Source organism: Cognatazoarcus halotolerans, assembly GCF_009800965.1.
Classification (GTDB): domain Bacteria; phylum Pseudomonadota; class Gammaproteobacteria; order Burkholderiales; family Rhodocyclaceae; genus Cognatazoarcus; species Cognatazoarcus halotolerans.
Window position 1 is genome coordinate 215788 of the sequence record NZ_WUAF01000005.1, and the last position, 22886, is coordinate 238673.

Consider the following 22886-nt stretch of genomic DNA (forward strand, 5'->3'; position numbering starts at 1 on the left):
AGCTCAGCCGAAGAGGTTGAGGATCCCGTCCAGTCCTGTGTACGAAATTGCATAGCTCGCCTGCGCCCGCACTACCGGCTTGGCGTGATAAGCCACGCCGATAGCGGCTGCCTCCAGCATCTCGAGGTCGTTTGCGCCGTCGCCAGTGGCGATCGTCTGGGTGTTGAGCAGGCCGATTTCGTCGCGGACCGATTCGAGCACCTTGCGCTTTGCCGCGGCATCCACGATGTCACCGACGATCCTTCCGGTGAGCTTGCCGTTTTCCACTTCCAGCCTGTTGGCGAAGGCGTGATCGAAGCCAAGGCGGTCCTTGAGGCGGTCGGTGAAGTAGGTGAATCCGCCCGACACCAGCACGGTGCGGAGACCAGCCTGGCGCAGTCCGCGCATGAGCTGCTCGGCGCCGGGGTTGAGCGTCAGGCGTTCTTCATAGACTCGCGCGAGCGCGCCTTCGTCGAGGCCCTTGAGCAGGCTGACCCGTCTGGTGAGGCTCTCGCCGAAGGCGATCTCGCCGCGCATTGCCGCTTCGGTGATTGCGGCCACTTCGGCCTTGAGGCCTTGCATGTCGGCGATCTCGTCGATGCACTCAATGCCGATCAGGGTCGAATCCATGTCCGTCACGAACAAGCCATAATCGCGCAGGCGCCGGCTATCCGGAACGTAGGCGTAATCGAGTTGCCTATCTTCACAGTAGGCCGAGACCTCCGCGAGCTGGGCTGCTTCGAGCAAGCGAAAGGCCGTACCGGTGACGCGCTGTATGCCCTGTGCCCCGGTCAGCCTGGCCAGTTCCTTGAGGGCGCGGGTTTCGATTTCAACGCCCTGGATCACCAGGTTCATGCAGCGCGGCTCCGGCCCGGCAGGACCTCGCGCAGGACGTCGTGTGCGTTGCGAATCATGGTGGCGGTGTCGTCCCAGCCGATGCAGGCATCGGTCACAGAGCAACCGTACTTGAGCTGCGTGAGATCCTTGGGTATCGATTGATTGCCCGGTTCGATATTGCTTTCGATCATCGTCCCGACCACCGAGCGGTTGCCCTCGCGGATCTGGTTGACCACATCCTTCATCACCAGCGGCTGGAACTCGGGCTTCTTCCAGGAGTTGGCGTGCGAACAATCGACCACGACATTGACTGGCAGCCCGGCCTTGGCGAGCGCCTGCTCGGCGAGCGAGATGGAAACCGAATCGTAGTTGGGGCGGCCGCCGCCGCCGCGCAGCACGGCGTGCCCGTAACGGTTGCCGCCGGTACGCAGAATGGCCGACTGACCCTTGCCGCTGATGCCCAGGAAACTGTGCGGGCGGGAGGCCGAGAGGATCGCGTTGATTGCCACGTCGAGGTCGCCATCGGTCGCATTCTTGAAACCGACCGGCGTCGACAACCCGGAGGACATCTCGCGGTGAGTCTGCGACTCTGAGGTACGTGCGCCGATCGCCGTCCAGCTGATCAGATCGCCGTAGTACTGCGGTGCGATCGGATCGAGTGCCTCGGTGCCGGTCGGCAGGCCGAGTTCGCAGACGTCCAGCAGGAACTGGCGCGCCATGGCCATGCCCTCGTCGATGCGGAACGAGTCGTCCATGTAGGGGTCGTTGATGAAGCCTTTCCAGCCGGTCGAGGTCCGCGGCTTCTCGAAATAGACCCGCATCACCAGCAGCATCGTCTCCGCAACCTCTTCGGACAGCCCCTTGAGGCGGCGAGCGTAATCGATGCCGGCAACCGGGTCATGGATTGAGCACGGCCCCACCACGACGAACAACCGGTTGTCCTCGCCATCGAGAATTCGCTGCAAGGCGCGACGTCCCTCGAGGACGGTCGCAGCCGCCTTGTCGGTGATCGGTACGCGCGCCTTGATCTCCTCGGGGGAGGGCATGTGATCGACGGCAACGATGTTGAGGTTTTCGGTCTGGGCGACGGTCATGACGGGCTCCGGGGCGCGGCGGGGACCGGAATTGTAACGCAAGCCATCATTTAACCGGCGCGCCGCGTCGCTATTGTCACGATAGGGCTGGCGCGCCGTGTCACGTCGTCGGGAGGTCGGTCGCCATCTGGCCTCTCGACGACGGCAATTGCTCAGACCGGTCCGCTGTATTCGCCGCGGGCGGGGTAGTTGCTAGGGATTGCGAAATCGAGGCCTCCCAGCAGGTCGTTGAAATTGGGGCGAGCGAAGGGCATCGTCTGAACTGCGCCGTAGAAGAGCGTGCCATCGGGCCGCACCAGGAAGACACCCGGCTCCGCAAAGAGTGCCGGTTCCTCGATGCCGATCGAGGTGAGCCCCCGGCTGGACGAGATGTAGAGACCCCATTCCTTCGCGCTGGACAGGGCAACGCCATAGCCGAAGCGCAGATGGGTGGCGCCGACCTTGCGCGCCATTGCGGCGGCACGCTCTGCATCGTCCGAGGACAGTGCGATGACCGATACGCCACGTTTTTCGAATTCCGGCACGAGGCGCTCGAGCTCGAGCAGGTACTTCGCGCACAGCGGGCAGTGCAGACCGCGATAGAAAACCACGAGGGTGAAATTCTCGGTTGTTTCGGTGGAGAGGTCGAAGGCGCCGTGCGCTACGGTATCGACAGCGAGGGCGGGGACGGGAAGTCGGGGCAACAGCATGGGGAGTCTCCTTGTGCATTCGTCAGAGTGTTGACGCTTGCCATCATGTCGAATTTAATGCAACAAATTGTTCAGCAATGATTGCAGATCGTACACATGGGTACACCGCACACGCATCTGGATAGACTTTCCGCGCTGATCGACGGCGCAGTGCCGCGCATCAGTGTCTACCACGCCGGCGCTTTGTGCCGGAGTCATGATTTTTCCGACGATGCCGGCGATGGTCTGCATCTGCACCTGTTGCTGCAGGGGCAGATCTCCATTGCCTGGGCAAATACCGAAGCGGTTCTTGAAGGTCCGGCGATCGCGGTTTTCCGGGACGATTGTGCGCACCGGCTCGAGCCGCTGGCGGCGGCACACGAGGTGCGGCTCTGGTGCGCGCAGGCACGATTCGAAGGGCCCGCTTCGCCGCTGCTGCTCGCGGCCTTCGCGTCGCCGCAGCTGGTCGACCTGCGTGACGGCGCGCAAGAACTCCGGCACGTGGTGCCGTTGATCGCCGCCGAGATCGACCAGCCGCGTTGCGGGCAACCGGCCCTGCTCGAGCGCGCGGGCGGCATCCTCTTCATCGGCCTGATGCGGTTCCTGATCGCCCATGGGGAAACCTCGTCGGGCCTGTTTGCGGGCCTTGGCGATCCGCGGCTTGCGCGAGCACTGGTTGCGATGCACCGCAGCCCGGCGACGCCGTGGTCGCTCGAGCGTCTTGCCGAGGAGGCCGGCCTCTCGCGTACTGCGTTTGCCACGAGTTTTCGCAACAGCGTCGGGGTCAGCCCCGGCGCCTATCTGAGTGCGCTGCGTCTCGGTATCGCCGAACGTGCGGTCGAAGCCGGGGAGGGGCTCAAGCGGGCCGCCCGGGCTTCGGGTTACGCGAGCACCGCGGCGCTGTCGCGCGCCCTGTCGCGCAAACGCTTCAAGTCACCGCCTTCAGCAGATCCCGCACGGCGGTAACCCGCTGCTTGAGAGCCGGCACGCTGACCTTCCGGACCAGCCGGTCCGGTCCCGCCATGCGGGTGTTCCGGTCCTTCTGGATGAGCTCGATGACCTTCACCGGATTGATTGGTGGATTGGCGCCGAACTGGATCGAGATCTGTGCCTCTGAGGCGTCAACTTTCTGCACTTCGAAAGGCTTGAGCACGATGCGCAGCCGGTGCGTCTCGATGAGCGCCTGGGTCTGCACCGGCATCTCGCCGAAACGATCGATGAGTTCTTCCTGAAGCTCACGCAGCTCGTCGTCGGCATCGCAGTTGGCTAGACGCTTGTAGAGCGTGAGCCGCTCCTGCACATCGCTGCAGTAGTCGTTCGGCAGCAGGGCGGGCGTGTGCAGGTTGATCTCCGATACGACTTCCAGCGGCTGCGATAGATCTGGCTCCTTGCCGGCCTGCAGATCCTTGACTGCGCGCTTGAGCATCTCGCTGTAGAGGCTGAAGCCGATCTGCTGAATCTCGCCGCTTTGGTTCTCGCCCAGCACCTCGCCGGCGCCGCGGATCTCGAGATCGTGCATGGCCAGGAAGAAGCCCGAGCCGAGCTCTTCCATCATGGTGATCGCCTCGAGCCGCTTTTGCGCGTTGGCAGTCGGCTTGGCGTTCGCGTCGGTCAGCAGGTAGGCGTAGGCCTGATGGTGCGAGCGCCCGACCCGGCCGCGCAGCTGGTGCAACTGCGCAAGGCCGAAGCGGTCGGCGCGGTTGATGATGATGGTGTTGGCGGTCGGGATGTTGATACCGGTTTCGATGATCGTGGTGCACAACAGGAAGTTGGCCCGCTGGGTGGTGAAGTCGCGCATCACGCGTTCGAGCTCGCGCTCCGGCAGCTGACCGTGGCCGACCACGATGCGCGCCTCGGGCAGCAGTTCGGCGAGCTGATTGCGCACGTTCTCGATGGTCTCCACCTCGTTGTGCAGGAAATACACTTGCCCGCCGCGCTTGAACTCGCGCAGGACCGCCTCGCGGATGATGCCTTTGCTGTAGCGCTGGACGAAGGTCTTGATGGCGAGGCGCTTCTGTGGCGCGGTGGCGATGATCGAGAATTCGCGCATCCCTTCCAGCGCCAGCCCCAGGGTACGCGGGATCGGCGTGGCGGTGAGGGTCAGGATGTCGACTTCGCTGCGCAGTGCCTTGAGCGCCTCTTTCTGACGCACCCCGAAGCGGTGCTCCTCGTCGATGATGACCAGGCCGAGGCGCTTGAAGACCACGTCCTTCTGCAGCAGCCGGTGGGTGCCGATGATGATGTCGACCTTGCCCTCGTCGAGCTCCTTGAGCGCCTGCGCCTGCTCCTTGGCACTCCTGAAGCGCGACAGCTCGGCGATGCGGATCGGCCAGTCGGCAAAGCGGTCGGCAAAGGTCTGGTAGTGCTGTTCGGCGAGCAGGGTGGTCGGGCACAGCACCACTACCTGCTTGCCGTCCGACACGGCGATGAAGGCGGCGCGCAGGGCGACCTCGGTCTTACCGAAGCCGACGTCGCCGCACACCAGGCGATCCATCGGTCGACCGGACTTCATGTCGCTCACCACGGCCTCGATGGCGGCCTGCTGGTCTGGGGTTTCCTCGAACCCGAAGCCGTCGGCAAAGGCCTCGAGGTCGTGCTGGCGGAAATCGAAGCGGTGTCCGGCACGCGCGGCACGCTGGGCATACAGCGACAGCAGTTCGGCCGCAGTGTCGCGCACCTGTTGGGCCGCCTTGCGCTTGGTCTTTTCCCACTGGCCCGAGCCGAGGCGGTGCAGCTCGACCGCTTCGGGGTCGGCGCCGGCGTAGCGGGTGATCAGATGAAGCTGCGAGACCGGCACGTAGAGCTTGTCCGCACCCGAGTATTCGAGGTGCAGGAACTCGGTGTCGCCCTCGCCGAGGTCCATGTGCACCAGACCGAGATAGCGACCGATACCATGGCTCGAATGCACCACCGGGTCGCCCGGCCGAAGCTCCGACAGATCGCGCAGCCAGCCTTCGGCTGTGGCCTTGCGACCGGCGTCGCGTCGAGTTCGGGTGCGGGCGGTGGAGGCGTAAAGCTCGGTCTCGGTGATGATCGCGATGCGGGCCTCGGGCAACACGAAGCCGTTGGCGAGCGGGCCGACGCTCAACGCGAAGCGTTCGCCCGCGGACAGAAAGCCGGCGAAGTCGGTAACCGCCGCTGGCTTGAGACCGTACTCGGCGAAGTATTCGGCCACGGTCTCGCGCCGGCCAGCGGATTCTGCAAGCACCAGCACACGCCCGTCGAAGCTGTCGAGCACCCCCTTGAGCTGCTGCAGCGGGTCGCTCGCCTTGCGCTCGACAGCGAGCGTGGGCAGCGGCCGGGCCGCCATGTCGCTGGCGATGCCGCGCCCGATCTGCAGGCGCGGTCGCGATTTCAGCGCGACGAAGAAAGCCTCGTCGGTGAGGAAGAGTTCGGTCGGCGGGAGTATCGGGCGGGTGCGATCGCCGCCAAGGAGTTCGTGGCGCGAACGGGTGTCACGCCAGAAATCGGCCAGTGCCGCCGGCACGTCCTGGTGCAGTACCACCGCGACGTCCGCGGGCAGATAGTCGAAGAGCGTGGCTGTCTGGTCGAAGAAAAGCGGCAGGTAGTACTCGATGCCGGCAGGCACGATCCCGTTCGAAACGTCCTTGTAAATCGCCGCGCGTGACGGATCGCCCTCGAATATCTCGCGGAAGCGCTTGCGAAAACGTGTCCGTGCCGCTTCGTCGATCGGAAACTCGCGGGCCGGCAGCAGGCGTATTTCGGGTACCGGGTAAATGGTGCGCTGGGTGTCGGGATCGAAGGTCTTGATCGATTCGATCTCGTCGTCGAACAGATCGAGACGGTAGGGCAGTGTCGAGCCCATCGGAAACAGATCGATGAGACCACCACGCACGCTGTACTCGCCAGGCCTGACCACCTGTGTGACGTGGTCGTAGCCGGCGAGGGTCATCTGCTCCCTGAATTTTTCGGCATCGAGCTTGCCTCCTTGCTTCAGGAAAAAGGTGTAGGCAGCAAGATAGGCCGGCGGAGCAAGACGATACAGGGCCGTTGTGGCGGGTACCAGAATGATCTGCGGTTCGCCGCCGACGATGGCGTGCAACGTGGCGAGGCGCTCGGAAACCAGGTCCTGGTGAGGCGAGAAGCTATCGTAGGGTAGCGTTTCCCAGTCCGGTAAAAGATGGACTTTCAGCGTCGGATCGAACCAGACGATCTCGTCCTGGAGGCGCAAAGCATCGAGCGGGTTCGCCGTGACCACCGCCAGTCGATGTCCTTCGGCGGCAAGCCTGGCCAGCGCCAACGCATCGGCCGAGCCCGCGACGGCAGGCAAATCGCGGGTTGTTCCCGGTCTGGGCAAGGACAGTCGTTCGAAGGCGGGAAGCAGTGAAACCAGACTCTGGTGGGGCATGCGGCGTATCGCGCGGGAGGATCGAAGAGCCGGGGATTATAGGGCGAAGGGCGGGCTCGCGCAGCGCTCAGGCAAAGGCATCGATCGTCGTGCCGACAGATGACGTCGGATCGTTTTGGTAGCTGGTGGCCTGGCGGCTGGCCAGTTCGGCCCGTGCCTCTGCCGCCATGACGACCGCGTTGGCGGCAACCTGCATATCCTGAGCGGACGGGTCGGCCGGCGCCAGTGCGGCGGCGCGGATCTGGATCGCCTTGGCGAGCGTCTCTTCAGGCGTCGCACCGGGTGAAATGTCGATCGAGACTTCGCCGCCGATCGCATAACGGATCCCGTCCGGACCTGCCTGGTAGGTATAGCTGGCTGCGCCTCGCACCAGTCTGCCACCGACAGCCTGATGGGCTGCCTCGTGGGCTCTGACTTCGCGGTCCCGTGCCTTGAGTTCGGCGAGTTGGCGGGCTTCGCTGCTCAGTGTGACCGCATCGGAATCGTCCCCTCCCGGCACTGAGGAAGCCCTCCGGAGCGAGGACGCATCCCGCGCAGGCGAGACGGAAGGAGGAGCGGAAGCACTCGTGGCAGAAATCATGGGCATGTCTCTACCCGCAGGCTAGGTCATGCGGCGATTCCGCGAAAGGGTCAGAACGGCTTGCAGGTGTGCCGGGAAATGCGCGTCCCGAACTACGCCTCGTCGTCCGAGGGCGGTACCGGAATACTGGCGGGTAGTTGATTTTCGATCCACTCGAGACACGGCCCGGCGACCGCATTGATCGCGCCGATGGAACGGAATTCGCCGGCCTCGCCGGACAGGGCAACCCAACTGGAAAGGCACGAGAGGAGCTTGAATGCGGGCAGCGTGTGATGTTCGCGGTCGGGATCGTCTGCACCGACGATGAAGCGGGTTGGGCACTGCACCCTCGAAAGTGGCCCCGCACCTGCCAGGTCTGGCCGACCGGCAAGACAGATCAGGGAGAGGACACGGTCGGGTTGTTCCGCGGCTGCACGAATTGCGGCTGCCGCGGTGGTGCCGCCGGCAACGATCGCGGTCGGCAGATCATGAAGCTGGGGTTGATGGCGCGCCCACTCAAGCGCGGCGACAAGGCGATGATGCATCTGCGGGACGTTGTAGCGCGCATCCGGATCACGGTTTTCTTCGTGACGGGTGAGGAGATCCAGGCTCATGCATGCATAACGGGCGGATTCGAAGGCCTTGGGCAGCGATCGTCTGAGCGGGTCATGGAGGCGACCGGCGCCGTTGTCCACGAGTACGATCAAGCCGCGCGCGTCGGGCGCATGGGACAACAAGCCGTCGAGCCATACCCTCTCGGCTGCGATGCTGATCTCGGTGTGCCGAAAAACGAAGGCCGGCCGTTCATTGGTGGAGTGCATGGCGCGATTCTAGCGTCCGGTGGCGCTTTCCGGGGGAGGCTCGATACGGACCGGAATCCGTCTCGGGCCGAACGGTTTGGCGAAGCGGCCAAAACGCCCAGCGATGCGCTGGCCGCAATGACGACAGTGCCCGGATTCGTCGAGCCCGTACTCGAGGATGTCATACCAGTCGCGTACGATCACCGCTCGGTGACAGCCGGGGCAATAGGTCGAGCCGCCTGCGGAATCGTGCACATTCCCCGTGTATACGTAATGCAAGCCGGCATCCAGAGCAATGCTGCGCGCGCGCGAAAGGGTCGCCGCGAGTGTCGCCGGAACGTCGACAAGCTTGTAGTCGGGATGAAACGCCGTGAAATGCAGAGGAACATCGGGGCCGAGTTCGCATTCGATCCAGCGTGCCAGTGCCGACAATTCTTCGTCCGAATCATTGCGGCCAGGAATCAGCAGGGTGGTGATTTCAAGCCACACGTTGGTTTCGTGGCGCAGGTAGATCAGGGTATCGAGCACCGGGGCGAGACGGGCGCCGGTGAGTTTCACGTAGAACTCTTCGCTGAAAGCCTTGAGATCCACGTTGGCTGCATCGATCACTGCGTAGAAATCGCGTCTTGCCTGGGGGTGGATGAAGCCGGCGGTCACCGCGACAGTCTGGATGGCGCGCGCGTGACAGGCACGCGCGGTGTCGATCGCATATTCGGCGAAGATCACTGGATCGTTGTAGGTGAACGCCACGCTGCGGCAAGCGTTCGACTGGGCTGCGCAGGCGATTGCCTCAGGCGTCGCGGTGTCCATGAGGCGGTCCATGTCACGGGATTTCGAGATGTCCCAGTTCTGACAGAACTTGCAGGCCAGGTTGCAGCCGGCGGTACCAAAGGAAAGGACGCTGCTGCCGGGGTAGAAATGGTTGAGCGGTTTCTTCTCGATCGGGTCGATGCAGAATCCCGAACTGCGCCCATGCGTCGTAAGGACCATGCGGCCATCTTGCATCATGCGCACGAAGCAGGCGCCTCTCTGGCCTTCGTGGAGTCGGCAGTCCCTGGGACAGAGATCGCACTGGATCCTGCCGTCGCCGAGCGCGTGCCAGTAGCGCGCGGGGTAAGCGGTTTGGCTCAAGCGGGTACTGTCGACTCCTTCCATTTCTGCACCCTGTAGGTTGCAAGCATGATGTTCGGCCCCCAGAACCCCGCCGGCAGGCCGGCCTTCCGTTTCAACGCTTCCAAGAATTCAACTCGATTCGCGAACTGCTCCCAGACCTGCGGCAGGAAAGTCGCGCGCTGGCAGCCGTTGAAGAGAATCACGCCGTCGACGCCCGGCTCGAGTTTCGCCAGGGCGTCAGCCTCGTCGGTGAATTCCATGAACTCGGGCTTGGAAAGCAGCGATACCTCAATTCTCGTGCGCTCAAACTCGTCGCGCTCAAGTGGCGTGAAGCGCGGATCGCGCGTGGCCGCCGCGATGGCGTTCTCCCGCACGTCGGTGCCGAGCCCGCGATGGGCGTTGAGGCTGCCGATACAGCCACGCAATTGCCCATCCTGTGTGAGCGTCACGAAAGTCGCCCCTCGCTCACCGAGTCGAGGATGTGGCGCTGGCATTTCCGCGGGCAGGCCGAGCGCTTCGGCGATCGCGGCGCGGGCGTGGCCAAGCAGTACCGGGCCGAGTTCAGTGTCGGGCATGGCGGGGCTCCTCGCAGAACGCGACACTGGCGTAACCGACTACGCGATTGCGGTCACCGGCCGTGTCACCGGAGTTGCGTAGATCGAGCAGGTGCGGCTGCAGGCCGTGGCGCTCGGCCGCCAGGATGAGGCCATTGACTGGCGTCGCGCCACAGGCTTGCTGGTGATCGAGACGGGGATCGAGCCTCAGGATCTGCTCGACCGAGGCGCGATCGCACCAACTTGCCTGCCGATAGGTTTGATAGTGGGAAAGGTCCGAACTCACGACGATCAGCGTTTCGGGTCCGCCCCATAAGGCTTCGAGCAGGCCGGCAACCGCGGCCGGTTCCGCATGCCCGACCAGTACCGGAATCAGGGTGAAGTGTTCGAGGCTGGCCTGCAGGAACGGAAGCTGCACCTCAAGACTGTGCTCGAGCGCATGTGCGGCGTCGGAAACGATTACGTCCGGCGTGTGTTGCAAGGCCTGCCAGGCGTCGCGGTCGACCTGTAGAGCGCCAAGCGGCGTATCGAACTGCAGTGAGGCCGGCAAGGCCATGCCCCGCACCGGGACACGATGGCATGGTCCGAGCAGAACCACACGGCGAATCATTTCGCGCGTGGCACCAAGGCTCGAGTATGCGGTTGCCGCGACGGGGCCGGAATAGATGTAGCCGGCATGCGGAACGATCAGAGCCTTGGGTGGCACGGCGAGAGTTTCCAGCGGAATTGCAGCGCCGAGCATTTCGGCAAGCTGCAGATGCAGCGTTTCCGGGTCGGAGGGATAGAAACTCCCCGCGACCGCCGCCGCACGTACAGAAGCGTTTGCCATGAACTTGATCCGTAGTCGTTGCGTGATGGATGAATTCCGATGCCAATTTCAGTATAGCGCCGACGGTGGCCTATCTCACGACCCAGCTCAACCCAAGACCGAGTCCCGCGGCGACGCCGCTCATGCCCGCCAGTACCCTCGGCCCCACGGGGTGCTTGCCGATGACGATGGCAAGTGTCGTTTTGAACGCGAGGTTTGCAAGCATTGCGAGGGTGATCGCGACAATGACCGGTTCCGGCTCGAGCCGGCCGAGGGAAAACAGCCGCAGCGTCGACAGTGAAATGGCGTCGACATCGGTCAGCCCGGAGACCAGTGCAACAACGTAGAGGCCACCGCGTCCGGCAATGTCGCTGAGCCATGCGGCGCAGAACAGTACCACCGCGTAGATGGCACCGAATCCGAGCGCAGTCGGCAGTTCCGTGGGGTTTCGGGTTGCCGGCAATGGTACGTCGGCCTGTGCATTGATCGAGCGCCAGTTCCAGGCAAGCGCGACGAACCCGGCCGCAAGTCCGGCGCCTACGACGACCGAGATGCGATTGATCAGCTCGGGAGCCAGTACCGCCGCAACGACGCCGACGCGCAGCACCATGGTCAGGTTGGCGATGAGGATCACCAATGCAGCCGCCTTGCCTACCCCGGGGTTCGCGCGGGCGTTTCGGGCAAACACCAGCGTCGTCGCGGTACTCGAAACAAGGCCGCCAAGAACGCCGACCAATGGCGCACCGTAGCGCGCCCCCACGATCTGTAGTGCGGCGTACCCGGCAAGGCTGACACCCGCGATCAGGACGACCATCAGCCACACCTGATAGGGGTTCAGCGCACCGTAAGGGCCGAACTCGCGATTTGGGAGAATTGGAAGAATGACCAGTGACAGGACAGCGAACTGCAGAATCGAAATCCAGTCCCTTCGCTCGAGCCGCGAAGCGATGCCTTTGAGTTCCGACTTGAAGTACAGCAGGCTGGTGGTGACGATGGCGAGCATGATGGCGACGCGTGCGTAGCCGAGCCAGCACATTGCCCCGAGGCAATAGCACACCAGCAGGGCGGCAACCGAGGTGGTCCCCGGGTCCTCCGGGTCAGGGTGTTGGCGGTAGGCGGCGATGATGGCTGCGCCCACGACAAGTAGACCCGCCGTGAAAGGGAGCTGGCTGCCGAACTGGACCGAGAGCAGCGCGGCCACCGCGCCAAACAGCCCCACCAGCCCAAAAGTGCGCAACCCGGCACGCGCCGATTGGCGCCGCTCGCGCTCGAGGCCGATCAGAAGACCGATTCCCAACGCGATCATCAGGCTCTCGAACTGCACGGGGTCGAAAGATCGCTCGATCTGCATTGCCGTCGAAGTGCTCCTTTGCTCGGTACCGCCTCATTCTAGATCGCATGGTCAGCGGCTTTGAGTAGAATTGCGGCCATGTCCGACTTCAAACCACGCCATTTTGCGATCATTCCTGCGGCCGGAAGCGGCAGCCGGATGGCGAGCGAACGCCCCAAGCAATATCTCGAGCTCCTCGGTCAGCCTCTCATTCGTCATGCGCTCGCGGTGTTTTGCGAATCTCCACTTATCGACAAGGTATTCGTGGTGTTGTCGGTCGGCGACACTGAATGGAATCGACACGACTGGCGCGGGCTGGGTTCCAAGCTGGTACCCCTGTTCTGCGGCGGGCCGAGCCGGGCCGACAGCGTCCTGAACGGCCTGCGTGCGATCAGTGACCAGGTCGCGCATTCGGACTGGGTACTGGTGCACGATGCGGCACGTCCCTGCCTTGCCGGCTGGCATCTTGAAAGGCTCGTACATGAACTTCAGCACCACGAGGTGGGCGGCCTGCTGGCGGTGCCGGTGGCCGATACGCTGAAGCGGGACAATGGGCACGGCGAGGTCGACATGACGGTATCGCGGGAGCACCTCTGGCAGGCTCAGACGCCGCAGATGTTCCGCTACATCATGCTGCGCCGCGCGCTCGAGCGCGCACGCACCGTGACCGACGAATCGAGCGCCATCGAGGCCGCCGGTCTGCACCCGCGGCTGGTCCAGGGCGACGCAACCAACCTCAAGGTGACCTATCCGCTCGACCTTCACCTCGCCGAGTGGATCATGCAGCACCGCAACGGATGAAGCGATGAAACTTCCTTTTCGCGTAGGCCAGGGTTTTGATGTGCACGCCCTGGTTCCGGGCCGGGCGCTGGTAATCGGCGGCGTGACGATTCCTCATGCGGAGGGCCTGCTCGGCCACTCCGACGCCGACGTACTGTTGCATGCAATCACGGACGCCATTCTCGGCGGCGCCGGTCTAGGTGACATCGGCCGGCATTTCCCGGATACCGATCCCGCGCTTGCCGGTGCGGACAGTCGTGTATTGCTGCGTGGGGCGATGAGCGCCGTACGGGCGAAGGGCTATGCGATCGGCAACATCGACGCCACGATCATTGCCAGGGCGCCACGCGTGCTGCCGCATGTGGCGGCAATGTGCGCGAATATCGCAGCGGATCTGGAGATCGACGCCGACAGGATCAACATCAAGGGCAAGACCACCGAAAAGCTCGGGTTCACCGGGCGAGGGGAGGGCATTGCCGCACAGGCAGTTGCCTTGCTGCTGGCGGCGGAAGGTGAGTGCTGAACGCCTGAGAGTGTTCTTCGCATTGTGGCCGGACGCGGCCACTGCCGAGCGGCTTGAGGCCTTGGCCGGGCAGGTTCATGCGCAATGCGGCGGGCGTCGCATGCGCCGCGACACCCTGCACATGACCTTGTGTTTCATCGGCGAAATCGGCCTGGGGTCGCTTGCTGCGCTCGAGGCGGCTGTCGCTACGGTCAAGGCGCCGGCTTTCCGGATCGATATCGACCGTGCTGGGTGGTGGCCGCACAAGCACATCGTGTGGGCGGGATGTGGTGCGGGCGCACGCGATGTGGCGGCGCTTGCTGAGACCCTCCGCGCAGCGGTGAGCGCGCAGGGCTTCAAAATCGAGAAGCGTCCTTTTCAGCCTCATGTGACTTTGCTGCGCAAGGGCCGCTGCCCGCCCGTGACGGATCGTATCGAGGCGGTGAGCTGGCCGGTGCGCGAATGGGTGCTTGTTGCCTCCGAGCGGGACCACGCAGGATCGCGATATCGTCGCCTCGGTTGCTGGCCGCTTGGCGCAGTGGCCAAATGATGCGGGGCGCCCCAGGCGCCCCGCGATGTTGCAGGTGGTTCTCACACCTGCGTCACCTCCTCGAAGGAGGTGTCAAAGAAAGATGCAGCTCGACAGATGTGCCATGAGGGCGGGCTCAGGTGTCTTGGTGTAGTCCTTTTCGAATCGGTCGCTGACCATCTGCGCCGTGGGGCCGTCAAGGTTCGAGTTGAGCATTCCCATGAATGCCGGGGGAGCCACGAGGATCGCCCGACCGAACTCGTTGCGGCTGCGGCCCGCATACAGTTCCTTGGCAATCTGGTGGGCAAAGCTCCTCGCCGCCTGTTCCTTTGGCGGGGAAGCCGGTTCGTAGGAGCCGTTGCCGTTTCCTGTACCGATCTTGTCGGTCACGAGTTCGGCGTTTTTCTGGCGACTCGCGGGATGGACCAGTTCCTTTACCAGCTTGAGCCCCTTGTTCGGGCCGAGGTTTGCATAGAGTTTTGCAAGGCTGGCGTTGGCAACCAGAATCCAGGTTATTGCCATGGGTCTTCCTCCTGACGGGGGTATCGAAGATAACCGCCGGGGCAGACACTACCCCAGCGGTTACTTCAGGGTAGGTGAGCCGGTGCGAACCTGCAAACCCGAACTGGGTTCTTTCGGACGAGCGGAAGGCGCGGCGGGGGCCCGCCGCTGCCGCTCAGAAAATCCCAAGGGCGAGACCGGTCGCCATCGCTTCACCTAGGTCGCGGCACGCTTCGAGGTCGGCGTCGCTGACCGCTTTTCTGGAAATCACCGGTTCGGCGACCGGCTTCCAGCCATAACCGTTGGCAATACGGTCGATCTCGCGAACGGCCCCCGTGCCGTCATTGCCCGCCGAAACGAACAGCGCATAAGGTGTTGCCTGCATCAATCCTTCCACGGGATAGTAGGTGCGGTCGAAAAAGTCCTTGATCGCGCCCGACATGTAGCCGAAGTTCTCCGGCGTGCCGATTAGCAGACCGTCGGCCTGCAGCAGATCGCTCACGCCGGCGTCGAAGGCACGTAGACATACGGTTTCGGTTTCCGTGACCAACCTGGCGCCGGCGAGAACGGCATCGGCAAGACGACCGGTGTTGCCGCTCTGGGTGTGAAAGACGACCAGCAGGCGCTTGCGATCAGGCATTCAGCGGCCTGTCGCATGGCTCGTCAGCCAGCGTTCGCGTATCAACCGCGCCTCACCTTCGGCGGGATCAACACCGCACAGCGACGAAATCTGGGCATATACCTGCGGGTATTCCATCTGGAGACGTAGCGGAGCCATGAAGAAGGTCTCAAGGGTCACCGCAAGAAACTCGGCGGGATTCTCGCTGGCATAGGGATCAATCGCAGTCTGCTCTCCGCGGCCGACGCGTCGGCAGAAATCCTCGTAGGCCGGAACAAAGGCCTCCGCCCACCGGTCGCGACGCATCCCGGGCGCGAGGATCGGCAGACCGTCCGCGTCGCCATCGAGCATGTCAAGTTTGTGTGCGAACTCGTGGATGACCACGTTGACGCCTCCCGATCGCCCGGCTTCGTCAAACCACGAAACCAGTACCGGACCGTCCGCACGCGCCTCGCCAAGCAACGTGTCTTCAAATTCGTGCACGACGCCGTCCGCACCGAGTACTTTTCTGTGAACCAGGAAATCCCCTGGATACACGACCACGCCGACCCAGCCCTTGTATGCGTCCACCCCGAGGCGCAGGATCGGCAGGCATGCCTGAAGTGCAATACTCAGCATGATCCGATCGCTCAGTTCGAGCCCATTGGCACCGTAGAATTGCTTGTGCCGCAAAAGCTCTGCGGCCAGTTTCCGGGCACGGTAGATTGCCTCGACGGGAAGATACGACAGGAACGGGAGCTCACGTTCGACAGGGTGCCACTGCGCTTCGTCGATCTGTGGTAGCTCGGTGTTACCGGTCAGCCGTTTGACCCATTCAAACATCGCCGATCAGCTCCGCCGCCGTCGCGTGTTGAGAAAAATACCGCAAAAGATCATGACGATTCCCGCAAGATGAAACCATGCCGGCCGCTCACCCAGAAAGACAGCCGCGAGCACCGTGCCAAAAACAGGCATGAGGTGCAGGAACAGGGCGCCTTTGTTGGCGCCAACCAGGGCAATGCCCCGATTGTAGAAAATGTAGCCGAGAAAGCTTGGAAAGACGCCGATGTAGAGCATGCCGGCAATCGATGTCGGGGTGAACGAGATCTCAAGGCCGCTTGCGTGTTCCACGACAGCGGCCGGAATCAGTGCAAGAAGTCCACAGACGATGAAGGCGGCGAGCGCCAGCATCGGATCCACGTCGGCCGGGCGCCATGCCAGCCCCACGGTATATAGCGCCCAGAACAACACGGCGAGCAACATCCAGAGATCTCCGGTATTGAGCGACAGACTCGCTAGCACGGCCGGGCTCCCCCGCGCAACGATCAACAATACGCCGAAGAATGACACGAACACGCCCAGCGCCTCGGCACCAGTCAGGCGCTTTCCAAGAAACACCCAGGAGATCGCGACGGTGCAGATCGGGATGAAGGCGTTGAGAAGCGCTGCATTGGTTGCCGTGGTCGTACTCAAGGCAAGATAGGCAAATGCGTTGTAGCAGCATATGCCCGCAAGTCCCAGAAGCAGCAGGGCCGGCCAGGATGCGCGAAGGGTGCCCCATTGCCTGCGAAGCTGCGGAAGCGCGAAGGGGAGGGTGAGCAGCAGGGCGATGCTCCAGCGAATCGCGGCGAGGGAGAAGGGCGGGACCGCTTCCCGCAACCCGCGCCCCGCGACCATGTTGCCGGACCAGAACAGTACTGTGAGGACGAGCAGAAGATAGGGGCGATCCAAGAGGCGGCGCATCGATACCGTTCCGGTTCCTTGCCCTGACGGCGTGCGGTACCTCACATACCATTCGGAGGGCTGGGGTTTGGCTGGGCCGGCATTATCGGCCGCGAGCGCCAAACCGCCAATATGGGATAATCCGTAGCATGGTTTCAGTGACCCATTCCATTTCCGAGTCCGGCGTCGAGACGCCGCTGGATCTTCTCTGCGAGGGTCTCGTGCCCGAGGAGCGGAATCGCATCGAGGCCGCTGTCGCGCTCGTGCGTGGCGTCTATGAAGGCAAGACGCTAGGAACCGGGGAGCAGGTCTGGAATCACTGTCTGGGCATGACGCTGATCGCCTCGTCGCTGCGACTCGATGCCGATACCCGACTCGCCGCACTGCTGTTTGCCCTTCCGCAGGAGATGGACGGCGGTCTGGCTTACATCGACACGCATTTCGGCGAGCATGTCGGGCGACTCGTCGACGGGCTCTGGAAGCTCAACGGACTGCGCGTACTCACCCGTATTACCCGGACATCCGCGGCGCCCGAAATCCGCTCGCAGACGGAAACGCTGCGCAAGATGTTGCTGGCGCTGGTGGAAGACATCCGGGTGGTCATCCTGCGGCTCGCATCGCGGACCCAGACCTTGCGTTTCCTGACCGATCATCCCGGCGAAAAGCGCGCCGACATCGCCAGGGAGAGTCTGGATATCTATGCGCCGCTGGCGAACCGTCTTGGTGTATGGCAGCTGAAATGGGAACTCGAGGATCTTTCCTTCCGTTTCCTGGAGCCCGATACCTACAAGCGGATCGCAAAGATGCTCGACGAACGTCGCGTCGAGCGCCAGAACTTTATCGAAGAGGCCGTGGAGCGGCTGCGTGCCGAGATCGCGAAGCTCGGCGTCAAGGCCGAGATATACGGGCGGCCGAAGCACATCTACAGCATCTATAACAAGATGCGCTCGAAGCGTCTCGATTTTTCTCAGGTCTACGATGTTCGGGCGCTGCGGGTGCTGGTCGACGACATCAAGGATTGCTACACCGCCTTGGGCGTTGTCCATCAGATCTGGACGCCGATTCCAGATGAATACGACGATTACATTCTGAAGCCGAAGGGCAATAACTATCAGAGCCTTCATACTGCGGTGCGTGCCGCGGATGGACGTGCCCTGGAGGTTCAGATCCGCACCCATGACATGCATCGACATGCGGAACTCGGCGTTGCCGCGCACTGGCGCTACAAGGAAGGCTCGGGCCCGTCGAGCGGTGGATACGACGACAAGATCGCGCTACTGCGCAATCTGCTCTCGTGGCGCGACGAGGTGGCCGATTCGGCCGATTGGGTTGAACAGTACAAGCGCGCTTCGCTCGATGACACGATTTATGTCCTGACGCCGCAGGGTCGCGTGATCGACCTGCCGCGCGGCGCGACACCGATCGATTTTGCCTACCGCCTGCATACCGACGTGGGACATCGCTGCCGGGGTGCGAAGGTGGACGGCCAGTTGCTGCCGCTCAATAAACCTCTGGAAAGTGGTCAGACGGTAGAAATCGTGACGGCCAAGGAGGGCGGCCCATCGCGCGACTGGCTCAACAGCCTGCAGGGTTACGTCGCCACCGGCCGTGCCCGGCAGAAGATCAAGCACTATTTCAGCGAGCAGGAAGAGGCTGAACTCCTTGCTCGGGGGCGCAACGCGATCATTCGGGAAATGCAGCGCGAGGGGCGGACACAGCTCAACATCGACGAGTTGGCGACCCGGCTTGGTTTCAAAAGCGCAGAAGCGATGTTTCTTGCGGCAGGGCGAGGCGAAGTCGGCTCCCGGACCTTGCAGACCGCCCTCAGGGGTGCGCCACAGCCGGTCGCCCAGCCTGTTGCGCCGCGTGCGCCGCAGCGCGGTCGCGGAGTAGGAGCGAGTGAGCAGGTACTTGTCGTTGGTGTTGGAAAATTGATGACGTCATTGGGCAGATGCTGTCGTCCAGCGCCGCCCGACGCGATAGAAGGCTTCGTGACGCGTGGTCGCGGCGTCTCCATTCACCGGGTTGACTGCAACGACTTCCAGCATCTTGCCCATCGTCATCCGGAACGTGTCGTGAGCGCTGAGTGGGGTGAAGGCGCCGAAGCGGGCAGGCCTGCGGTCTATCCGATGGAGATCCTTGTCGAAGCACAGGATAGGCAGGGGCTCCTGCGCGACGTCTCCGAGGTTCTTTCGAAGGAAAAGCTCAACGTCATCGCGGTCAACACCGTATCGAAATCAGGTTCGGCGCGGATGAAGTTTACCGTCGAGGTGACCGGTGTGCCGCAGCTGCAGCGCGCGATGAACCTGATCGCCGAAGTTCCGGGCGTCTCGCGGGCAAGGCGCGTGTAACGCGCCTGTCCGGGATATGCATCGTCTACCGCGCACCAAGTTCCTGCATCAGGATGGTTTGCGCTGAACGTCGTGTTCCGCGGGGTGTGCGGCGACGGTAATTTCCGTCGGGAAGCATTTCCCATGCCTGGCAGTTGTCCCCGATGTACGGACGCAGGCCCTCCTTGATGACCCTGCGCTTGACCTTGCTGTCGAGGATAGGGAAGGCCACCTCTATGCGGCGGAAGAAATTTCGGTCCATCCAGTCAGCGCTTGAGAGATAGACATTGTCTTCGCCGTCGGCATGAAAATGGAAGATGCGGTGATGTTCGAGAAAGCGCCCGACGATGGAGCGTACACGGATGTTCTCTGACAGGCCGGGCACGCCTGGGCGCAGGGCGCACGGGCCGCGAACGATCAGGTCAATCTGTACGCCGGCCTTTGAAGCCTCGTACAGCGCAAGAATCGTCTCGGGCTCAAGCAAGGCGTTCATCTTCGCCATGATGCGGGCCGGCCTGCCGGCAGTCGCGATCGCCGCCTCTGCCTGAATCGCCTTGACCACGTTGGGCTGCAGCGTGAAGGGAGCCTGCCACAGGTGTTTCAAGGTGCTCGCGGTACCGAGGCCGGTCAGCTGCTTGAAGATCTCGGCAACGTCGGCACCCATCTCTTCGTTCGCTGTCAAAAGGCCGAAGTCGGTATAGAACCTTGTCGTTCCAGGATGATAATTGCCGGTGCCGAGATGTACATAGCGACGCAGGCGGTCGTCCTCTCGACGCACCAGCATCAGGAGCTTTGCATGGGTCTTGTAACCGAAGACCCCGTAGACGACGTGTACGCCGACATCCTCGAGCTTCGCCGCCCATGCAATGTTGGCTTCTTCATCGAAACGCGCCATCAACTCGAGGACGACGGTCACTTCCTTGCCTTTCTGTGCTGCGCGCATGAGGTGCTGCATGAGCACCGAATCCGTGCCGGTGCGATAGACCGTCATCTTGATCGCAAGCACTTGCGGGTCTTCCGCAGCGGCTTCGATAAGGTTGATGACAGGTTCGAAACTCTGGAACGGATGATGCAGCAGAATGTCCTGCTTGCGGATGGCCTCGAACAGGTCGCAGCGCTGATCGAGCGCCTTGGGTCGACCAGGTACGAACGGCGGAAACTTGAGATCGGGCCGATCGACCCGATCGGGAATCTGCATCAGCCGTACCAGGTTGACGATGCCCGGTGTGCGGTAAAGGTCGCTGGGGCTCAGGTTGAACTGCTGCATGAGGAATTCACCCATCCGCTCCGAGCAGTTGTCGGCAACCTCGAGCCGAACGCCATCCCCGAAATGACGCTGTTGCAGTTCGCCCTTGAGGGTCGCACGCAAATCCTTGACTTCTTCCTCGTCGACAAACAGATCCGAATTACGGGTTACCCTGAACTGATAGCAGCCCAGTACGTTCATGCCGGAGAAGAGTTCGCCAACGTGGGCGTGCAGCACCGACGAAAGAAACACGAAGCCGTGATCGACCCCGGTGATCTCCTTCGGCAACTGGATTACCCGGGGCAGGGCGCGCGGCGCCTGGACGATCGCCGCGCCGGAGTCTCGACCGAATGCATCGAGGCCTTCGAGTTCCACCGCGAAATTGAGGCTCTTGTTAAGCACCCTGGGGAACGGATGAGCCGGGTCAAGTCCGATCGGAGTGAGCACGGGCATCACATGGTTGAGAAAGTAGTCGTGGATCCAGGCCTGCTGCTCCGGCGACCAGGTGCCACGGCGAATGAATACGATGCCCTCGCGCGCCAGCGCTGGAAGGATGGAATCGTTGAGCAGCGCGTACTGCTCACTGATGATGTCATGCACAGCCCTGCTGACGCGAAGGAACAGTTCCTGTGTGGTAAGCCCGTCCGAGGCGACACGATGGCTGCCTAGCCTGATCTGCTCCTTGATGCCGCTCACACGGATTTCGAAGAATTCGTCGAGGTTGCTCGATACGATGCACAGGAAGCGCAGGCGCTCGAGCAGCGGTACCGAGGGGTCCGCGGCCTGGGATAGTACCCGCCGTTGAAATCGGAGCAATGAAAGCTCGCGGTTGATGAACTGCACCGGGTCAATTTCCAGGAGCCTGCTTGATCGATTCATGCCTCTTCCACGAAGTGATGCAACGCGAAATTATGTGACATCAGGATTACAGAAACATGACACAACGCGAGAGAAAACATTCCTGGACGCGGCTTGGGAAGTCCATCGCGGGGTGTAGAATCCGGCGGATACATTGCCCGGAAAGTGCATGGCACTGAATACCCCTCGATGAATAAAGACCTGATTGCCGCCATAGACCTCGGTTCGAACAGTTTCCGTTTGCAGGTAGGACGGATTGTGAACGATCAGATTTATCCGCTGGACGGCCTGAAGGAGTCGGTACGATTGGCAGCCGGACTGTCGATCGACAAATATCTCGACAACGCCGCCCAGCAGCGCGGAGTCACGGCCCTCCGGCGCTTCAACGAGCGCCTGGGTGGTTTCGCGGGCGATGCGGTGCGCGCGGTGGCCACCAACACGCTTCGGGTCGCAAAGAATTCGCCCGAATTCCTGATCCGGGCCGAAACCGCTCTCGGATTTCCGATCGAGGTCATCGCTGGACGGGAGGAAGCGCGGCTTATCTACGTTGGCGTGGCGCACACCTTGCCGGATCCTCACAAGCAGCAACTCGTGGTGGACATCGGCGGCGGCTCGACCGAGTTCATCATCGGCAAGAGCTTCGAGCCCCTGATGCTCGAATCCCTTTATATGGGTTGCGTGGGATTCAGTCTGCGATATTTTCCCAACGGCACAATCGACAAGCGTGGTCTGAAAGAAGCCGAACTGGCTGCTCGCAGGGAGTTGCAGGCGATTGCCCATCCTTACCGCGAGGTTGGCTGGGAGGAAGCAGTTGGGTCGAGCGGAAGCGCGAAGGCACTGCTGGAAATCCTTGAACAGAATGGTCTTGCCGAGGGGGCGATTACCCTCGACGGCCTGGAGCGATTGCGTACCATACTGCTCAAGGCGGGCAGCCTCGATCGTCTTCAGATCGGAGGATTGAAGGCGGATAGATTGCCGGTGCTCTTCGGTGGGTTCGCGATCATGTCCGCAATTTTTCGCGAGTTCGGACTCGAGCGGATGATTTTCTCGGAAGGCGCGCTCAGGCTCGGCGTTCTTTATGACCTGCTCGGTCGGTACCACCATCACGACCTGCGTGATGCAACGGTTACCGCCTTTCTCTCGCGTTATAGCGTCGATGTCCGGCATGCGACGCAGGTTGCCGATACTGCTTGCATGCTATTCAACCAGATCGTACCGGAAGCAGACGATCCGGACGGGCAGGACGGGCGCTTCCTGCGCTGGGCGGCAATGCTGCATGAAAGCGGTGTTTCGGTGGCCCACTCCAGCTTCCATAAACACAGCGCCTATATTCTCGCCAATGCGGACATGCCGGGTTTCTCCCGCATGGACCAGGCCCGTCTGTCACGCATCGTGCTGGCGCACCGCGGCAAACTGACGAAGGTCTCGTCGATCGACTCCGGAAGTCCGGACTGGCTGCTCATCCTGTGTCTGCGACTTGCGGCGGTGCTTCATCGAGCGCGCGACGGGCGCGGCATGCCGCCGATTCGGCTCGCGAGGGATGCCGGCGCCTATGTTCTCAGCGCGGACCGCGATTGGCTGGATGCCTTGCCGCTCACGCTTGCCGCGCTTCATGATGAGGAACGGCACTGGAGCAGCGTCGGACGGGTTCTGGCGGTGCGCAAGGATGGCAGCGGCGGCCTGTCGGCAAGTCTTGCCGCCTGAGATTG

Annotated in this window: 21 protein-coding genes; 6 read left to right on the forward strand and 15 right to left on the reverse strand. The window is 62.7% G+C overall.

Annotated features, from left to right (window positions below; genetic code table 11):
- Window positions 1-3 precede the first annotated feature (3 nt).
- The 3 genes from serB to GQB03_RS08845 form a co-directional block, all read right to left on the reverse strand.
- Window positions 4-834, reverse strand: coding sequence for a phosphoserine phosphatase SerB (gene serB, locus GQB03_RS08835; RefSeq protein WP_159687575.1), 831 nt, complete (start codon window positions 832-834; stop codon window positions 4-6).
- Window positions 831-1910, reverse strand: coding sequence for a 3-deoxy-7-phosphoheptulonate synthase (locus tag GQB03_RS08840; RefSeq protein WP_159687578.1), 1080 nt, complete (start codon window positions 1908-1910; stop codon window positions 831-833). The genes serB and GQB03_RS08840 overlap by 4 nt, the downstream gene beginning before the upstream one ends.
- 152 nt (window positions 1911-2062) lie before the next feature.
- On the reverse strand, window positions 2063-2599 hold the full coding sequence (locus GQB03_RS08845; RefSeq protein ID WP_159687581.1) for a peroxiredoxin-like family protein: 537 nt from the start codon (window positions 2597-2599) through the stop codon (window positions 2063-2065).
- 96 nt (window positions 2600-2695) lie between these two features.
- On the opposite strand from GQB03_RS08845, the gene GQB03_RS08850 reads away from it, so the two are divergent.
- A complete protein-coding gene (locus GQB03_RS08850) occupies window positions 2696-3544 on the forward strand; it encodes an AraC family transcriptional regulator (protein WP_159687584.1) in 849 nt (282 codons plus the stop codon).
- On the opposite strand, the gene mfd is transcribed toward GQB03_RS08850, so the two are convergent.
- From mfd to GQB03_RS08885, 7 genes are all read right to left on the reverse strand, one after another.
- Complete coding sequence (gene mfd / locus GQB03_RS08855; protein WP_159687587.1) at window positions 3507-6947, reverse strand: transcription-repair coupling factor; 3441 nt, start codon at window positions 6945-6947, stop codon at window positions 3507-3509. The two genes, GQB03_RS08850 and mfd, sit on opposite strands and share 38 nt — an antisense overlap.
- A gap of 67 nt (window positions 6948-7014) precedes the next feature.
- Complete coding sequence (locus GQB03_RS08860) at window positions 7015-7446, reverse strand: putative metalloprotease CJM1_0395 family protein (protein ID WP_235026994.1); 432 nt, start codon at window positions 7444-7446, stop codon at window positions 7015-7017.
- Window positions 7447-7619: 173 nt separating this feature from the next.
- Window positions 7620-8327, reverse strand: a complete 708-nt coding sequence (locus GQB03_RS08865) for a dienelactone hydrolase family protein (protein ID WP_159687591.1) — start codon at window positions 8325-8327, stop codon at window positions 7620-7622.
- A gap of 9 nt (window positions 8328-8336) precedes the next feature.
- Complete coding sequence (gene amrS / locus GQB03_RS08870; RefSeq protein WP_159687594.1) at window positions 8337-9461, reverse strand: AmmeMemoRadiSam system radical SAM enzyme; 1125 nt, start codon at window positions 9459-9461, stop codon at window positions 8337-8339.
- Complete coding sequence (gene amrA, locus GQB03_RS08875; RefSeq protein ID WP_159687596.1) at window positions 9434-9994, reverse strand: AmmeMemoRadiSam system protein A; 561 nt, start codon at window positions 9992-9994, stop codon at window positions 9434-9436. Before amrA ends, amrS begins: the two co-directional genes overlap by 28 nt.
- Complete coding sequence (amrB, locus tag GQB03_RS08880; RefSeq protein WP_159687599.1) at window positions 9981-10802, reverse strand: AmmeMemoRadiSam system protein B; 822 nt, start codon at window positions 10800-10802, stop codon at window positions 9981-9983. Before amrB ends, amrA begins: the two co-directional genes overlap by 14 nt.
- Window positions 10803-10872: 70 nt before the next feature.
- Window positions 10873-12132 (reverse strand): MgtC/SapB family protein, encoded by a 1260-nt coding sequence (locus GQB03_RS08885; protein WP_159687602.1) that lies wholly within the window; start codon window positions 12130-12132, stop codon window positions 10873-10875.
- Window positions 12133-12210: 78 nt separating this feature from the next.
- Between GQB03_RS08885 and ispD the strand changes: the two genes are divergently transcribed.
- From ispD to thpR, 3 genes are read left to right on the forward strand one after another with little or no spacing between them, the layout of a single operon-like run.
- The gene (gene ispD, locus GQB03_RS08890) at window positions 12211-12912 is read left to right on the forward strand and encodes a 2-C-methyl-D-erythritol 4-phosphate cytidylyltransferase (RefSeq protein WP_159687604.1); all 702 of its coding nucleotides are present in this window, start codon (window positions 12211-12213) and stop codon (window positions 12910-12912) included.
- A gap of 4 nt (window positions 12913-12916) precedes the next feature.
- On the forward strand, window positions 12917-13414 hold the full coding sequence (ispF, locus tag GQB03_RS08895; protein ID WP_159687606.1) for a 2-C-methyl-D-erythritol 2,4-cyclodiphosphate synthase: 498 nt from the start codon (window positions 12917-12919) through the stop codon (window positions 13412-13414).
- Complete coding sequence (gene thpR, locus GQB03_RS08900; protein ID WP_159687608.1) at window positions 13404-13943, forward strand: RNA 2',3'-cyclic phosphodiesterase; 540 nt, start codon at window positions 13404-13406, stop codon at window positions 13941-13943. The genes ispF and thpR overlap by 11 nt, the downstream gene beginning before the upstream one ends.
- A 72-nt stretch (window positions 13944-14015) precedes the next feature.
- Here thpR and GQB03_RS08905 read toward each other — a convergent pair whose 3' ends face one another.
- The 4 genes from GQB03_RS08905 to GQB03_RS08920 form a co-directional block, all read right to left on the reverse strand.
- On the reverse strand, window positions 14016-14444 hold the full coding sequence (locus tag GQB03_RS08905) for a host attachment protein (RefSeq protein WP_159687611.1): 429 nt from the start codon (window positions 14442-14444) through the stop codon (window positions 14016-14018).
- A 154-nt stretch (window positions 14445-14598) separates the two neighbouring features.
- Window positions 14599-15063 (reverse strand): flavodoxin family protein, encoded by a 465-nt coding sequence (locus tag GQB03_RS08910; RefSeq protein WP_159687613.1) that lies wholly within the window; start codon window positions 15061-15063, stop codon window positions 14599-14601.
- Window positions 15064-15864 (reverse strand): M90 family metallopeptidase, encoded by an 801-nt coding sequence (locus GQB03_RS08915; protein ID WP_159687615.1) that lies wholly within the window; start codon window positions 15862-15864, stop codon window positions 15064-15066. It abuts the gene before it with no gap.
- A 6-nt stretch (window positions 15865-15870) separates the two neighbouring features.
- Window positions 15871-16764 carry a DMT family transporter gene (locus GQB03_RS08920; protein WP_159687618.1) on the reverse strand — a complete coding sequence of 298 codons (894 nt, stop codon included), beginning with the start codon at window positions 16762-16764 and terminating at the stop codon, window positions 15871-15873.
- 128 nt (window positions 16765-16892) lie between these two features.
- Here GQB03_RS08920 and GQB03_RS08925 point away from each other — a divergent pair, with 128 nt between their 5' ends.
- Window positions 16893-19094: a RelA/SpoT family protein gene (locus tag GQB03_RS08925; protein WP_159687619.1), complete on the forward strand. Its 2202-nt coding sequence runs from the start codon at window positions 16893-16895 to the stop codon at window positions 19092-19094.
- 25 nt (window positions 19095-19119) lie between these two features.
- Here GQB03_RS08925 and ppk1 read toward each other — a convergent pair whose 3' ends face one another.
- Window positions 19120-21198: a polyphosphate kinase 1 gene (gene ppk1, locus GQB03_RS08930; RefSeq protein ID WP_159687622.1), complete on the reverse strand. Its 2079-nt coding sequence runs from the start codon at window positions 21196-21198 to the stop codon at window positions 19120-19122.
- 168 nt (window positions 21199-21366) lie between these two features.
- Here ppk1 and ppx point away from each other — a divergent pair, with 168 nt between their 5' ends.
- Window positions 21367-22881 (forward strand): exopolyphosphatase, encoded by a 1515-nt coding sequence (gene ppx / locus GQB03_RS08935; protein WP_159687625.1) that lies wholly within the window; start codon window positions 21367-21369, stop codon window positions 22879-22881.
- Window positions 22882-22886: the final 5 nt, after the last annotated feature.